The sequence below is a fragment of the Streptomyces sp. NPDC085524 genome, from assembly GCF_044541755.1.
Taxonomy (GTDB): domain Bacteria; phylum Actinomycetota; class Actinomycetes; order Streptomycetales; family Streptomycetaceae; genus Streptomyces.
In genome coordinates, this window is the sequence record NZ_JBITTH010000034.1 from 82507 (window position 1) to 98146 (window position 15640).

At 74.1% G+C, this 15640-nt stretch carries 13 protein-coding genes; all 13 read left to right on the forward strand.

Translation table 11 applies throughout. The features are described from left to right. Window positions 1-49: 49 nt before the first annotated feature. Window positions 50-1747, forward strand: coding sequence for an FAD-dependent oxidoreductase (locus tag ACIGFK_RS36815; RefSeq protein WP_386468842.1), 1698 nt, complete (start codon window positions 50-52; stop codon window positions 1745-1747). Next, window positions 1744-2547 (forward strand): SDR family NAD(P)-dependent oxidoreductase, encoded by an 804-nt coding sequence (locus ACIGFK_RS36820; protein WP_376656210.1) that lies wholly within the window; start codon window positions 1744-1746, stop codon window positions 2545-2547. Before ACIGFK_RS36815 ends, ACIGFK_RS36820 begins: the two co-directional genes overlap by 4 nt. Beyond that, window positions 2547-3503: an aromatase/cyclase gene (locus tag ACIGFK_RS36825; RefSeq protein ID WP_376656209.1), complete on the forward strand. Its 957-nt coding sequence runs from the start codon at window positions 2547-2549 to the stop codon at window positions 3501-3503. The genes ACIGFK_RS36820 and ACIGFK_RS36825 overlap by 1 nt, the downstream gene beginning before the upstream one ends. Window positions 3504-3604: 101 nt before the next feature. Next, the gene (locus tag ACIGFK_RS36830) at window positions 3605-4873 is read left to right on the forward strand and encodes a beta-ketoacyl-[acyl-carrier-protein] synthase family protein (protein ID WP_376656208.1); all 1269 of its coding nucleotides are present in this window, start codon (window positions 3605-3607) and stop codon (window positions 4871-4873) included. After that, the gene (locus ACIGFK_RS36835; RefSeq protein ID WP_386468847.1) at window positions 4870-6099 is read left to right on the forward strand and encodes a ketosynthase chain-length factor; all 1230 of its coding nucleotides are present in this window, start codon (window positions 4870-4872) and stop codon (window positions 6097-6099) included. Before ACIGFK_RS36830 ends, ACIGFK_RS36835 begins: the two co-directional genes overlap by 4 nt. Window positions 6100-6131: 32 nt before the next feature. Further along, window positions 6132-6404: an acyl carrier protein gene (locus ACIGFK_RS36840; RefSeq protein WP_376656206.1), complete on the forward strand. Its 273-nt coding sequence runs from the start codon at window positions 6132-6134 to the stop codon at window positions 6402-6404. 160 nt (window positions 6405-6564) lie between these two features. After that, window positions 6565-7479 (forward strand): aromatase/cyclase, encoded by a 915-nt coding sequence (locus ACIGFK_RS36845; protein ID WP_376656205.1) that lies wholly within the window; start codon window positions 6565-6567, stop codon window positions 7477-7479. A gap of 21 nt (window positions 7480-7500) precedes the next feature. Continuing rightward, entirely contained in the window at window positions 7501-9273 is a 1773-nt protein-coding gene (locus ACIGFK_RS36850; protein ID WP_400055352.1) for an acyl-CoA dehydrogenase, read from the forward strand. Next, window positions 9270-10118: a 4'-phosphopantetheinyl transferase family protein gene (locus tag ACIGFK_RS36855; protein ID WP_376656203.1), complete on the forward strand. Its 849-nt coding sequence runs from the start codon at window positions 9270-9272 to the stop codon at window positions 10116-10118. The genes ACIGFK_RS36850 and ACIGFK_RS36855 overlap by 4 nt, the downstream gene beginning before the upstream one ends. 167 nt (window positions 10119-10285) lie before the next feature. Then, the gene (locus ACIGFK_RS36860; protein ID WP_400055354.1) at window positions 10286-12301 is read left to right on the forward strand and encodes a condensation domain-containing protein; all 2016 of its coding nucleotides are present in this window, start codon (window positions 10286-10288) and stop codon (window positions 12299-12301) included. A 1-nt stretch (window position 12302) separates the two neighbouring features. Next, window positions 12303-13526 (forward strand): methionine adenosyltransferase, encoded by a 1224-nt coding sequence (metK, locus tag ACIGFK_RS36865; protein WP_376656201.1) that lies wholly within the window; start codon window positions 12303-12305, stop codon window positions 13524-13526. A gap of 83 nt (window positions 13527-13609) precedes the next feature. Continuing rightward, on the forward strand, window positions 13610-14602 hold the full coding sequence (locus tag ACIGFK_RS36870) for a carbohydrate kinase family protein (protein ID WP_386473834.1): 993 nt from the start codon (window positions 13610-13612) through the stop codon (window positions 14600-14602). Then, on the forward strand, window positions 14599-15640 hold a 1042-nt coding region (locus tag ACIGFK_RS36875), incomplete at its 3' end, for a homocysteine S-methyltransferase family protein (RefSeq protein WP_400055357.1). The genes ACIGFK_RS36870 and ACIGFK_RS36875, both read left to right, overlap by 4 nt.

Sequence of the window (15640 nt, forward strand, 5' to 3'; positions counted from 1 at the left end):
CGCTCCGCCGCACGTGCCACAAGCACCGCCCCGAGAGAGAGGGACCGCCATGGTGATGTCCGACCAGACCTCGGTGCTCGTCGTGGGAGCGGGGCCCGTGGGCCTGACCGCCGCCCACGAACTGGCCCGCCGGGGCATCCGCGTACGGCTCGTCGACGCGGCGCCCGGACCGGCCGCGACCAGCCGGGCGGTCGCCGTCCACCCGCGCACCCTGGAGACGTTCGACCAGATGGGCGTGGCCGGGCCGGTGCTCGAGAGCGGCCGCCACAACAAGGCCTTCACCATGTACGCCGGCGGCCGCCGCCTGGTGCGCCTGGAGGCCGACTACTCCTCGATGCCCACCCGCTTCCCGTTCACCGTCGTCATCGAGCAGACCCGCACCGAGGAGCTGCTCCGCGAGGCCTGCGGACGGCTCGGCGTCACCCCCGAATGGGGCGTGCGGCTGACCGGCCTGCGCCAGGACGAGCACGGGGTCCGAGCCCGCCTCGAGCACGCGAACGGCCGGACGGAGGAGTACGCGACCGGCTGGCTCGTCGGCTGCGACGGCGGCCACAGCACCGTGCGCAAGGAGATCGGGCTGGAGCTGATCGGCGAATCCAGCGAAACCTGGGAACTGGCCGACGCACAGGTCGACTTCGACCTGCCGCCCGACACCATCTACTGGGTGCACACCGGCGGCCAGGCCCTGATGATGGTGCCCTACCTGCGCGACGGCCACTGGCGGCTGCTCGACACCGCGCCCACCGCCCGCGCCGGCACCACCGGCGCCGCCCACGACCGCGCGAGCGCCGAACGCTTCTCCGCCCGGCTCAGCGCGGGCCTCGGACGCGAGGTGCGCGTCGGCCGCCCCGAGTGGACCTCCGTCTTCACCTTCCAGCAGCGCATGGTGCCCCGCATGCACGAAGGCCGCGTCTTCGTGGCCGGCGACGCGGCGCACGTCCACAGCCCCGCCTCCGGACAGGGCATGAACACCGGCATCCAGGAGGCCTACAACCTCGCCTGGAAGCTCGCCATGACCGCGCACGGCCGGGCGGGGCGGGCCCTGCTCGACACGTACACGGAGGAACGCGTGCCCGTCGGGCGCAGACTGCTCGGCTCCACCAAGCAGGCGACCTTCCTCGTCCAGCTCAAGAACAACCTGGCCGGGGTGATGCTCCCGGCCGTCTTCTCCGTCGTACGCGGCGCACCGCCGCTGCGCCGCAAGATCCAGCGCAAGGTCCTCGGCGGGATGTCCGGGCTGCTCCTCGGCTACCCCGACTCCTCGCTGAACGGGGCCGGCGAAGGCGGGCTGCGGCTCCCCGCCGGATCGCGCGCCGCCGCGATCGCGGCCGCCCTGCCCGCGGGCCCCGCGGCCACCGCGCTGCACGCCGAACTCCGCGACATCCGCTGGACCCTGCTGTACGCGCCCGACGGCGACGAGGCGAGCGCCGCCGCCGAGGGCGCGGCCGCCACCGCCCGGGACTGGCTCTCGGTCCGGGCCGTCGGCGCCCCCGCGGGCAGCGCCCCGTGGCCGCTGCCCGACCCGGACGGCAGGCTGCGCGACGCGCTGGGCCTCGCCTCCGGCGGCTGGGTGCTGATCCGCCCCGACGGCTACCTCGCGTCCAGCGGCCGCAGTCTCACCGCGCGGCGGCTGGAAGACGCCCTGGCCGTACTCGGTCCAGCGCTCCTCCACCGCTCCTCGAACGGGTCCCCAGCGGCCCGGGACACGGTCGGGACAACCACCCGAGTCCTGGAGGGACGACGATGACGGCGACGACTGACGACGCGGTGCCCGCCACCCCCGTGGCCCTGGTCACCGGCGCGACCAGCGGGATCGGCCTGGCCGTGGCCCGGGACCTGGGCCGGCGCGGCCACCGGGTCTTCCTCTGCGCCCGCGACCGGGTGGCCGTCAAGCAGACCGTCGAGGACCTGCGGGCGGAAGGCCTCGAGGTGGAGGGCACGGCGGCCGACGTCCGCGTCAAGGAGGACGTCGTACGGCTCGTCGCGGCGGCCGTCGAGGCCTTCGGCCCCATCGGCATCCTGGTCAACAACGCCGGGCGCAGCGGCGGCGGCCGCACCGCCGAGATCGCCGACGAGCTCTGGTACGACATCATCGACACCAACCTCAACAGCGTGTTCCTGGTGACCCGCGAGGCGCTGCGCAGCGGCGGGCTCGGCACCGGCCCCTACGGCCGCATCATCAACATCGCCTCCACCGCGGGCAAGCAGGGCGTGGTGCTCGGCGCCCCCTACACGGCCTCCAAGCACGCCGTCGTCGGCTTCACCAAGTCCCTCGGGAAGGAACTCGCCGCCACCGGGACCACCGTCAACGCCGTCTGCCCGGGATACGTCGAGACGCCGATGGCCGCCCGGGTGCGCGCCGGGTACGCCGGCGTCTGGAACAAGACCGAGGAGGAGGTCATGGAGGAGTTCGAGGCGAAGATCCCGCTGGGCCGCTACTCGACCCCCGAAGAGGTCGCCGCCCTCGTCGGCTACCTGACCACGCCGCTCGCGGCTTCGATCACGGCCCAGGCGCTCAACGTCTGCGGCGGGCTGGGGAACTTCTGATGACCACCTCCCTCCCCGACACCGGCCGCCTGCACCGCACCGCCCACGCGGTCGAGATCGCCGCCCCCGCGGGCGTGGTCTACGGCCTGATCGCGGACGCCGCCAAGTGGCCCCTGTACTTCCCGCCCAACGTCCACGTGGAGCGGCTCGCCTTCGACGGGGTGAACGAGCACCTCGCCGTGTGGGCCACCGCCAACGGCCGGACCGCGTCGTGGACCTCCCGCCGCACGCTCGACGCGGCCGCCCGCCGGATCGAGTTCCGCCAGGAGGTGCCCGCCGCCCCGCTGTCGGCGATGACCGGCACCTGGGCCGTGGAGGCGCTCGGCACGGAACGCTCCCGGCTGACCCTGCTCCACGAGTTCTCCGTGGCGGGCGACCGGGCCGAGGACGTGGCCTGGGTGAACCGGGCCACCGACACCAACAGCCGCTCCGAACTGGGCAACATCGCCCGCCTCGGAGAGCGCTGGGGGCGCCTCGACGGCCTGGTCATGTCCTTCGAGGACACCGTCCACGTCGCGGCTCCGCCCGCGGCCGTCTACTCCTTCCTGGAGAAGGTCGGCGAGTGGCCGAAGCTGCTCCCCCACGTCTCCCGGCTCGACGTCACGGAGGAGGGCCCGGTCCAGGTGATGTCGATGGACACGCTCACCGCCGACGGGTCCGCGCACACCACCGACTCGGTACGCGTCTGCTTCCCCGAGGCCGGCCGCATCGTCTACAAGCAGACCCGCACCCCCGCCCTGATGGAGGCCCACACCGGCTCCTGGACCGTGACCGGCGACGAACACGGCACCGTCGCCACCGCCCAGCACAGCGTGGTCCTGCGCGAGGACAACATCACCGCCGTGCTCGGGGAGGACGCCGATCTGCGCTCGGCGCGCGCGTACGTCCGTACGGCACTGGGCCGCAACAGCACCGCCACGCTCACCTTCGCCAAGCGGTACGCGGAGAGCCTCTAGCAGCCGGTTGCCGGAGGGCGGCGGCGGCTCCAGCCGTCCTCCAGTGCGGTCGTCGACGCTCGAAGACCGGTACGGGCAACCAACTCGCGGGGGGCAAGGCGATGAGACGCGTGGTCATCACCGGCATCGGGGTCGTCGCCCCGGGCAAGCCCGGTACCAAGGAGTTCTGGTCCCTGCTGACCTCCGGGCGCACGGCCACCCGCACCATCACCCTCCTCGACCCCGCCCCCTACCGCTCACAGGTCGCCGCCGAGGCAGACTTCGACCCGCTGGAGCACGGCTTCGGACCGTCGGACGTCCATCGGCTAGACCGGGCGGTGCAGTTCGCCCTCGTCAGCGCCCGCGAGGCGCTGGCGGACAGCGGGGTGGCGGGCCCGCTCGACCCCACCAGGTGCGGGGTGACCCTGGGCAGCGCACTCGGCTGCACCACCGGCCTGGAACGCGAGTACGCCACCGTCAGCGACCGCGGCGGACGGTGGCTCGTGGACCACGGACGGGCAGCCGACCAGCTCTACGACTACTTCGTGCCCTCCTCGATGGCGGCCGAGGTCGCCCGCACCGCCGGGGCCCAGGGCCCGGTCTCCCTCGTGTCCACCGGCTGCACCTCCGGCCTGGACGCCATCGGGCACGCCGTCGACCTGGTCCGCGAGGGCAGCGCAGACGTGATGGTCACCGGAGCCGCCGAGGCACCGATCTCGCCCATCAGCCTGGCCTGCTTCGACGCGATCAAGGCGACCACCCCCCGCAACGACGACCCGGCCGGCGCCTCGCGCCCCTTCGACCGCACCCGCAACGGCTTCGTCCTGGGCGAGGGCGCGGCCGTCCTCGTCATCGAGGAACTGGAACACGCCCGGCGGCGCGGCGCGCACGTCTACGCCGAGATCGCCGGCTTCGCCTCCCGCAGCAACGCCTACCACATGACCGGACTGCGCCCCGAGGGCACCGAGATGGCCGAGGCGATCGGCCTCGCGCTCGACGAGGCACGGCTGGACCCCGGCGCCGTGGACTACATCAACGCGCACGGCTCCGGCACCAAGCAGAACGACCGGCACGAGACCGACGCCTTCAAACGCAGCCTCGGCGAACGCGCCCACCAGGTGCCCGTCAGCTCGATCAAGTCGATGATCGGGCACTCCCTCGGCGCGGTCGGCGCCCTGGAAGTGGCCGCCTGCGCCCTCACCATCGAGCACGGCGTCGTCCCGCCGACCGCGAACCTGCACGAACCCGACCCGGCCTGCGACCTCGACTACACCCCGCTCACCGCCCGCGAACAGCGAACCGACACCGTCCTGACCGTCGGCAGCGGCTTCGGCGGCTTCCAGAGCGCCATGATCCTGACCCGCCCCAGCCTGAAGGCAGCAGCCGTATGAACGCCGTCCTCGCAGCGCCCGCGACCACCGCCGTCTTCACCGGGATCGGGGTGGCGGCCCCGGGCGGGCTGGGCACCGGGGCCTGGTGGGCCGCCGTCCTGCGCGGCGAGAGCGGCATCGGCCCGGTCACCCGCTTCGACGCCTCCCCGTACCCGGTCCGTATCGCCGGGGAGGTGCCCGGATTCGTCGACGAGGACCACGTCTCCAGCCGCCTCCTGCCGCAGACCGACCGGGTGACCCGGCTCTCGCTGGCCGCCGCCCAGGAGGCCATCGACGACTCCGGCGCCGAGATCAGCGCCCTGCCCCCCTACGCGGCGGGCGTGGTCACCGCGAACTCCTCCGGCGGCTTCGAGTTCGGCCACCGCGAACTCCAGGCCCTGTGGAGCCAGGGCCCCCAGCACGTCAGCGCCTACCAGTCCTTCGCCTGGTTCTACGCCGTCAACAGCGGCCAGATCTCCATCAAGCACGGGCTGCGCGGCGCCTCCGGCGTCGTCGTCTCCGAACAGGCCGGCGGCCTCGACGCGGTCGCGCACGCACGCCGCCAGCTCCGCAAGGGCGCCCGGCTCGTCGTGACCGGCGGCCTCGACTCCGCCCTGTGCCCCTGGGGCTGGGCCGCACACCTCGCCGGCGGCTCCATGAGCACCGTCGCCGACCCCGCCCGGGCCTACCTGCCCTTCGACGAGGACGCCTCGGGCCACGTGGTCGGCGAGGGCGGGGCGCTGCTCGTCATGGAGGACGCCGGGAGCGCCGCCGCCCGCGGCGCCCGCGTGTACGGCACCCTCGCCGGGCACGCCGCCACCTTCGACGCCTCCCCGGGGGAGCCCCGGCTGGCCGACGCCGCACGCCTCGCGCTCGCCGACGCCGGGCTCGGACCGGCCGACGTGGACCTGGTCTTCGCGGACGCCGCGGGCGAACGCGACGCCGACCGGGCCGAGGCCGAGGCCATCGCCGCCGTCTTCGGCCCGTACGCGGTGCCCGTCACCGCCCCCAAGAGCATGGCCGGACGGCTCTCCTCGGGCGGCGCCGCCCTCGACCTCGCGGCGGCCCTGCTCGCCCTGCGCGACCAGGTGATCCCACCGACCACCGGCACCGTGCGGCCCGCCGCAGACTGCCCCGTCGACCTGGTCACCGGCACCCCGCGCACCGGGGCGGCGCTGCGCACCGCCCTCGTACTGGCCCGCGGCCGGGGCGGCTTCAACGCGGCGGCCGTCGTCCGCGCCGCCTGACACGACACACGCAACGGAAGAGAGGCATTTCCATGGGACAGGAGCAGTTCGAACTGGCGGACCTGGTCAGGCTGCTGCGCGAATGCGCGGGCGAGGCCGAGGGAGCCGACCTCGACGGGGACATCCTCGACACGTCGTTCGGGGACCTCGGCTACGACTCGCTGGCGATGCTGGAGACCACCGGCCGGGTGGAGCGCGACCACGCCGTCGTGCTCGACGAGGAGGAGCTCGACGAGGCGTTCACCCCGCGCCGCTACCTCGACATGGTCAACCGGGCGCTCGCCGCCTCACGGGCCACCGTCTGACCGCCCGGCCGGGCCCGGAAGCCGTCGATTCCTCCCCGAACGGTCCTCTAGCGGCCTTCCAGCCACCTTCCGGCGAGCTCGGGCACATTCGTGACCCTAGGGCGAGAGAGGTGGACCGATGTCACTCGAGCGGACACATCACAGGGCTTACACGGTGGACATGGACGCACCCGCCGGCGTGGTGTACGGCCTGATCGCCGACACCACCCAGTGGCCCCTGCTCATGCCTCCCAGCGTGCACGTGGAGCGGCTCGACTTCGACGGGACCGAGGACCGGTTCCAGATGTGGGTCACCGCCAACGGCGAGGTCAAGTCGTGGTTCTCCCGCCGGGCCATGGACCCCGTGGGCCGCCGCGTCGAGTTCCGCCAGGAGACCCCCGCCGCGCCCGCGCTCAGCCTGGGCGGCCGGTGGACCGTGGAGGAGCTCGGCGCCGGCCGGTCCCGCCTCACCCTCGACCACGACTTCACCGTGGCGGAGGGCCGGCCCGACGACGCCGCCTGGGTGGGGCTCGCCACCGACACCAACAGCCGCGCCGAACTCGACCGGATCAAGGAGACCGCCGAGCGCTGGGAGCGCCTCGACGACCTGACCCTCACCTTCGAGGACACGATCAGGGTCCAGGCACCGCCGGAGCTCGTGTACGACTTCCTGTACCGGGCCGACGCCTGGCCCGCGCACCTGTCCCACGTCACCCGCGCCGAGGTCACCGAGGACGCCCCCGGCATCCAGCACCTCGGCATCGACACCCTCGCCGCCGACGGCGTCCGGCAGACCACCGAATCCGTGCGGATCTGCTTCCCGGCCGCCTACCGGATCGTCTGGAAGGAGACCCCGGCCACCCCGCTGTTCGCCGCCCACACCGGCGAGTGGGCGCTGTTCCCCGACGAGACCGGCCTCACCGCCGTCTCCCGGCACGGCGTCCTGCTGCGCGAGGAGGCGATCGAAGCGGTCTTCGGCCCCGACGCGGACCTCGCCGACGCCCGTGCGTACGTACGTGAGGCACTCGGCCGCGACAGCACGGCCACGCTGGCCGCCGCCGCGCACCACGCGGAATCCGCCGTCCGCAGCCTCTGACCAGGGAGTTGAGCTCCGCACATGACGACCTCCCTGGCTCCCGCCGGCCTGCCCGCCACCCCCTCGGCGCAGCTCGGCGCCCCCGAGGCGGCCGCCCGCGCCGCCCGGCTCGAAGCGCTCCTCGGCGATCCGCACGACCCGGCCAACCCGCACGGGATCGCGGCGCTCGCCGAAGCCGACGCGCGGCGCACGCCACCGGCCGCCACCGAGGCACTGCTGGCAGAGGCGCAGCTCGGAGCCGAGTTCGTGCCCGCCGGGGAGGGCGGCCGGCTCACCCGCGCCGACCTGCTCGCACAGGCGCTGCGCCCCGTGTTCCGGCGCGACGTGGCCCTCGGCTTCGGGTACGGCATCACCTCGCTGTTCGGCGCCGCCCCCGTCTGGGCCGAGGGCGGCCCGGAGCAGCGCGCGGAGCTCGCGGCGGTGCTGCTGGGCGGGGGCCGGGCGTCGATCGTGCACCACGAGCTCGCCCACGCCAACGGCATCCTGCGCGACGAGTTCACCGCTGAGCCGGCACCCGCGGGCGGCTACCGGCTCAGCGGCAGCAAGGACGTCATCCTCAACGCGGCCCGCTCCGGGGCGTACGTGGTCTACGCGCGCACCGCCCCGGCCCGCGGCCCGCGCAGCCACTCCGTGTTCCTGCTCGGCCCGGAGGCGATCGCGGACGCCCGCGCTGCCGGCCGGCTCACCCACCTGCCGCGCGTCACCATGAACGGCATGCGCGGAGGCCTCTTCTCCGGGCTGGAGTTCGAGGACTTCCCCCTGCCCGGCAACGCCCTGGTGGGAGCCGAGGGCCAGGGCGTCCCCCTGGCCCTGCGCACCTTCCAGGTCAACCGCTGCCTGATCCCCTCCCTGGCCGTCGCCGCGGCGGACACCGTCCTGCACTCCGCCGTACGGGCCGTCACCGAGGGCCGCACCGGCCCCCTGGCCCGGCGCCGGCACAAGCCGCTCGCCGGGGTGTTCGCCGACCTGCTGGCCGCGGACAGCATGGCCACCGTGTCGCTGCGCGCCCTCAGCCTGCTGCCCGAGCACGTCAACGTACTGGCCGCGGCCGTCAAGTACGTCGTACCGGACCTGATCCGGGAGAACCTGGAGGAACTGGCCGGCGTGCTCGGCGGCCACGGCTACGTGCGCGGCGACGCCCAGTACGGGGCCCTCGACAAGCTGGTCCGCGACCTCCCGGTGGCCGGCCTCGGCCACGCCGGTACCGCCGCCTGCCAGGCCGTCATCGTGCCCCAGCTGCGCACCCTGGCCGAACGCTCCTGGTTCCGCATGCCCGAGCCGCCCCCCGGCCTCTTCGGCGGCGGGGCGCAGCTGCCCGCCCTGGACTACCGGCAGCTGGGCATCGCCGGGGGCGACGACTTCCTCGCGGCGACCCTCGTCGGCGCCGCCGAACGGCTCGGCGGGGCCCTGGCGTTCGGCGGGCAGATGGCCGCGCTCGCCGAACTCGCCGACGGGTTCGTGGGCGAGCTGCGCGAGCTGCGCACCCGGTGCGCGGCCCTGCCCGAGGGCCGGGCCACGCAGGCCGGCCCCGGAGTGGCGGTCCTCGCCGACCGGTACGCGCTCATCCTGGCGGCCGCCTCGGTCCTCGGCATCTGGGAGGCGCAGGACGGCTCGGACGCCTTCCTCGCCGACCCGGCCTGGGCCGTGCTCGCGCTCACCCGGATCGGCAGCCGGCTCGGCATCGCCGTGCCCGACCTGCCCGAAGGCTGCCTCTCCCAGGTGCTCGACGAGTTGATCCGCCGCCACCGCGCGGGCCGCAGCTACGACCTGGACGGGACGGAGCTCATCCGATGAAACCCGCACCGTCCACCTCCGCCCCGGCGAACCTGGCGGCGGCGCCTCCCGTCCACGTCACCGGCCCCGGCGGCCCCTGGGAAGAGGTCTCCGCCGGGCTGGAGTCGCGCGGCAGCGTCGTCGTGTACGCGACGTGGGGGGAGTGGCTGCCCGCAGCGCTCGCCGACACCTCGCTGCGCCCGCTGCTCGGCCGGGACTGGCAGCGCTACCGGCGCACCCCCGACGCGGCGGTCCGCTACCGCTTCGTCACCTCGCGCATGGTCGTCAAGTACACGGCGGCCGCCGCGCTGCGCACCGATCCGGCCGTGCTCGACCTCTCGTACCGGATCGGCGGACGACCGTACATCCGCGGCATGAGCCAGATCGACCTCAGCCTCAGCCACACCGAGGAGCTCATCGCCGTGGGGATCAGCCGGATCGGCCGGATCGGCGTGGACGTGGAACCGGCGGGCCGGCGGATGTCCTTCGAGCTGCTGCGGGACCGCGTGTGCATCCCCGCCGAGGCCGCCGAACTCGACCGGATGCCCCCCGACCGGCAGGCCGCCGAGATGCTGCGGCTGTGGACCCTCAAGGAGGCCTACACCAAGGCCCTGGGACAAGGGCTGAGGCTGGGATTCACGGAGTTCGGCTTCGGCCTGTCCGACGGCGCGTTCCTCGGGCCGGACGGCCGGCCGGCGGCGGGGGAGGCCTCCTGGTGGTTCGCGACGCACCGGGTGCTGGGGCGGTACCTGCTCAGCACGGCCTGTTCCGACACCGGACTGGACACCGCCGGCGACACGGCCGTCGACACGATGTTCGACGAGGGGTTCATGCAAGCGGTGGAGGCCGAACTCGAAGCCGGCTGACACGCCCGGTCCCCAGCGCGCAGATGCCCCAGGCCCGGACCCGGACCCAGGCCCAGGCCCAGGCCCAGGCCCAGGCCCAGGCCCAGGCCCAGGCCCCAGACCCAGACCCAGACCCAGACCTTCAGGCCCCCGATCGGGAATCCCGACAGGAGAGGAGAACGAACGCGATGAGCGCGGCTCGCCAGAGCTTCCCCACGGGCACCGGCCCGCGCCCGCTGCCCGTACGCGCCTCCGCCCTCCAGCGGGACCTGCTGCTCGACACGCTGGTCCGCCCGGGCGCCGGGGTGCACGCCGGGCAGCTGCTGGTGCGCTGGTACGGGCCGCTGGACACGGCCCGGTTCACCGCGGCCTGGCAGGCGCTCCACGACTCCGACGCCGCCCTGCGCACCGCGCTCGCCGACCCCGCGGGCGGGCTGCCCGCGATGGCCGTCCATCCGCGGGTGGAGCCGCGGATCACGCGCCCCGAGCCGGGCGGCGCCGACTGGCACACCCTCGTCCTGGCCGAGCGGCTGCGCGAGTTCGACCTGCGCAGGCCGGGGCAGCTGCGCATCCTGCTGCTGGAGGAGGCCGCGCCGCCCGGCGCCACCCGGATCCTGTTCACCTACCACCACGCCTTCCTCGACGGACGCAGCATGCGGGGACTGCTGAGGGCGTTCCTGCGCGCCTATCTCGCCGACGGCCGCCCGCTGGGCGGGGAGCGCCGGCCCGACGTACGCGACCACGCGCACTGGCTGGCCCGCCAGGACACCTCCGCCGCGCGGGAGTTCTGGTCCCGGGCCGCTCCGCCGCCCGGGGCCGCCACCCTGCCCGCACTGCGCTCGGCGCTCGCGGGGGAGCCGGACCGGTCCGGCCACGGGTGGAGCCGCGAACGCCTCACCCGGTCCGAGGCCGAGCGGCTGCGGGCCTGGGCGGCCGGCCAGGGGGCGACCGAGTCGACGGCCCTGCACGCCGTGTGGGCGCTGCTGCTGTACCGGGCCGCCGCCGACGCCGGGCACGCCGACGCCGGGCACGCCGACGCCGGGCACGCCGATGCCGGGCACGCCGATGCCGGGCACGCCGACGCCGGGCACGCCGGCCCGGTGCCCGTCGCGTTCTCCGCGGCCGTCTCCGGCCGGGGCATCGGCCTCGCCGGCGCCGAGCTGCTCTCCGGCACGCTGCGCAGCTCCCTCCCGCTGTCGGTGCGCGTGGAGGCCTCGACGCCGGTGGCGCAGCTGCTCGAGGAGCTCGGCGGGCAGGCGCTCGACCGGGCGGCGTACGAGTGGGTGTCCGCGGGCCAGATCGAGGAGTGGGCGGGCAGGCACCACGGCACGCCGGCCGCGCCGCCGCCCGTCGAGTCCCTCGTCGTCTTCGAACCGGGTCCCGGGAGCCACGCCGCCCTCGGCGCCGTCGCGGTCGAACTCGCCGGAGAGGGCGTACGGGTGGACCCGCCGGAGGTGATCGAGGGGCACGCCGCCGTGCCCTTCACCCTCGTCGCCCACCACGACGCCGGGGGCGGGCTGGTGCTGACCGGCGTGCACGACCGCGCCGGCCTCCCCGACGCCGCCGCGGCCGCACTGCTCGCCCAGACCGCCATGCTGCTCAGCGCCCTGCCCGACGGGCGGCCCGCCCTGGACGTGGCCGGGGCCCTGGAACTGCTCGACGGGGTACCCGTACCACTGGCACGGCCCCGGCCGGCCGCACCCGCGCGGATCCTGCGGGCGGCCGCACGCCCCGGTGCGGGCACGATCTGCCTGCTGCCGCCGCCGGGTTCACCGCCCGGCTGCTACGACGGCCTCCCCGAGCTCTACGACGGCCCGCAGGCCCTGGCCACCCTGGGCACGCCGCCCGGCGGACAGGACCCCGTCCGCTGCCTGCAGGCCCTGCGCCCCGCGCTCGCCCGGGGCGAACCCGTGCTGCTCGGCGGCTTCTCCGGAGCCGACGACGCCGCCCGGCAGGCCGCCGAACGCGTCGCCGCACACGGCTGGCCCGTGCCACCGGTCGCCATCGCCGGAACCGCGGACGGCGGGCCCGGCCCGCTGCGGACGCTGGCCCGTGCGCTGGCGGCCGTGGTGCGCAGCCCGCGCCTCACCGCCGCTGCCGCCGCTGCCTCCGGCCCCGGCCCCGGCTCCGGCCCCGTGTCACCGGCGCCGCCGCCGGACCCCTCAGCCCCCTCAGTCCCCTCCGTTCCCAACCACCAGGAGTGACATGTCCCGCCGTCTGTTCACCTCGGAGTCCGTGACCGAGGGCCACCCCGACAAGATCGCCGACCAGATCAGCGACACGATCCTCGACGCACTCCTGGCCGAGGACCCGACCTCGCGCGTCGCCGTGGAGACCCTCATCACCACCGGTCTCGTGCACATAGCGGGCGAGGTGACGACGAAGGCGTACGCCCCGATCGCCAAGCTCGTCCGCGAGAAGGTGCTGGAGATCGGCTACGACTCCTCGCAGAAGGGCTTCGACGGCGCCTCCTGCGGCGTGTCCGTCTCCATCGGCGCACAGTCCCCGGACATCGCCCAGGGCGTCGACACCGCGTACGAGAGCCGGGTCGAGGGTGCCGCCACAGGTGAGGAGGGTGACGAGCTCGACAAGCAGGGCGCCGGCGACCAGGGCCTGATGTTCGGCTACGCCACCGACGAGACCCCCGAGCTGATGCCGCTCCCCATCCACCTGGCGCACCGGCTCTCCCGCCGGCTCTCCGAGGTCCGCAAGAACGGCACGCTGCCGTACCTGCGCCCGGACGGAAAGACCCAGGTCACCATCGAGTACGACGGCGACACCGCCGTCCGCCTCGACACCGTGGTCGTCTCCTCGCAGCACGCCGCCGACATCGACCTCGAGGGGCTGCTGGCCCCCGACGTCCAGGAGCACGTGGTCGAGTACGTCCTGGCCCAGCTCGCCGAAGAGGGCATCAAGCTCCAGACCGAGGGCTACCGCCTGCTCGTCAACCCGACCGGCCGTTTCGAGATCGGCGGCCCGATGGGCGACGCCGGCCTCACCGGCCGCAAGATCATCATCGACACGTACGGGGGCATGGCCCGCCACGGCGGCGGCGCCTTCTCCGGCAAGGACCCGTCGAAGGTCGACCGCTCCGCCGCCTACGCGATGCGCTGGGTCGCGAAGAACGTGGTCGCCGCCGGCCTCGCCTCGCGCTGCGAGGTCCAGGTCGCGTACGCCATCGGCAAGGCCGAGCCCGTCGGCCTCTTCGTCGAGACCTTCGGCACGGAGAAGACCGAGATCACCAAGATCCAGGCCGCGATCAGCGAGGTCTTCGACCTGCGCCCCGCCGCGATCATCCGCGACCTGGACCTGCTGCGCCCGATCTACGCCCAGACCGCCGCCTACGGCCACTTCGGCCGCGAGCTGCCGGACTTCACCTGGGAGCGCACCGACCGGGCCGAGGCCCTCAAGGCCGCCGCCGCCCGCTGACGGCTCCTCCAGCCCCTTCTCCTTCCGCCCCGCCCCACCCCGCCGACAGCGAGAGCCCGGCCCAACCCGCCCCAGGAGACCCCGTGCGTATTGCGGTGACAGGATCCATCGCGACGGATCACCTCATGGCCTTTCCGGGCCGGTTCGTCGACCAGCTGCTTCCCGACCAACTGGAACACGTCTCGCTGTCCTTCCTCGTCGACTCCCTGGAGGTCCGGCGGGGCGGGGTGGCGGCCAACATCTCCTACGGCCTCGGAGCACTCGGCCTCGCGCCGCTGCTCGTCGGGGCCGTGGGCCCGGACTTCGGCGAGTACGAGGTCTGGCTCAAGGAACACGGTGTGGACACCGGCGGAGTACACGTCTCCGCCGGCCACCAGACCGCCCGCTTCATGTGCATGACCGACCAGGACTCCAACCAGATCGCCTCCTTCTACGCGGGAGCGATGGCGGAGGCCGCCGACATCGAGCTGCGTAGGCTCCTCGAGGCCCACGGCCCCCTGGACCTGGTCCTCGTATCGCCCAACGACCCGGCCGCGATGGTCCGCCACACCGAGGAGTGCCGCGCACTGGGCATCCCCTTCGCCGCCGACCCCTCCCAGCAGCTCGCCCGGCTCTCCGGCGACGAGGTGCGCACCCTGGTCGAGGGCGCCCGCTGGCTCTTCACGAACGAGTACGAGTCCGCGCTGCTGCGCGAACGTGCCGAGTGGACGGCAGAAGACGTACTCGCCCGCGTCGGCACCTGGGTGACCACCCTCGGCTCGAAGGGCGTACGCATCGAGCGGCAGGGCGCCCCGGCCATCGTCGTGGACGCCGTCCCGGACGTGCCCGCCGAGGACCCGACCGGCGTCGGAGACGCCTTCCGCTCCGGCTTCCTCGCTGCGATCGCCAAGGACCTGCCGCTGGAGGCCGCCGCCCGGCTCGGCTGCGCGATGGCGGCCCTGGTGCTGCGGGCCGTCGGCTCGCAGTCCTACGAAGCCGACCCCGCCGAACTGCTGCGCACGGTGCGGACGGTGTACGGAACGGACGCCGCACGGCAGCTGGAAGCCGTCCTGGGCTCCCGGGGAGGCACCTCATGAACCGGGTCGACGCACTGCGCGAGGCCTTCGCCACGCGCGTGGTCGTCGCCGACGGGGCGATGGGGACGATGCTCCAGGCGCAGGACCCCTCGATGGAGGACTTCCAGCAGCTGGAGGGCTGCAACGAGGTCCTGAACGTGACGCGGCCCGACATCGTGCGCACCGTCCACGAGGCGTACTTCGCGGTGGGGGTGGACTGCGTCGAGACGAACACTTTCGGTGCGAACTACGCGGCGCTGGCCGAGTACGACATCGCGGAGCGCAACTTCGAGCTGTCGGAGGCGGGCGCGCGGATCGCCCGTGAGGTCGCCGACGAGTTCACCGCCTCGACGGGGCAGCAGCGCTGGGTGCTGGGCTCGATGGGCCCGGGGACGAAACTGCCCACGCTCGGCCACATCACGTACGACAAGATCCGCGACGCCTACCAGGTCAACGCGGAGGGCCTGCTGTCCGGCGGAGCCGACGCGCTCCTCGTGGAGACCACGCAGGACCTCCTCCAGACGAAGTCGTCGATCATCGGTGCCAGACGAGCCATGGACGCCCTCGGTGTGTCCGTCCCGCTCATCTGCTCGGTCACGGTGGAGACCACCGGCACCATGCTCCTCGGTTCCGAGATCGGCGCGGCGCTGACCGCGCTGGAGCCCCTCGGTATCGACATGATCGGTCTGAACTGTGCGACCGGTCCGGCGGAGATGAGCGAGCACCTGCGCTATCTGGCGCGCAATTCGCGTGTGCCGATCTCCTGCATGCCCAACGCCGGCCTGCCGGTCCTGACCAAGGACGGCGCCCACTACCCCCTGTCGGCCTCCGAGATGGCCGACGCCCAGGAGAGCTTCGTCCGCGAGTACGGGCTCTCGCTGGTCGGCGGCTGCTGCGGCACCACCCCCGAGCACCTGCGCCAGGTGGTCGATCGGGTGCGCGGCGCGGCGGTCACCGTACGGAGCCCGCGTCCGGAGCCGGGTGCGGCGTCGCTGTACCAGACGGTGCCGTTCCGGCAGGACACCTCGTACATGGCGATCGGTGAGCGGACGAACGCGA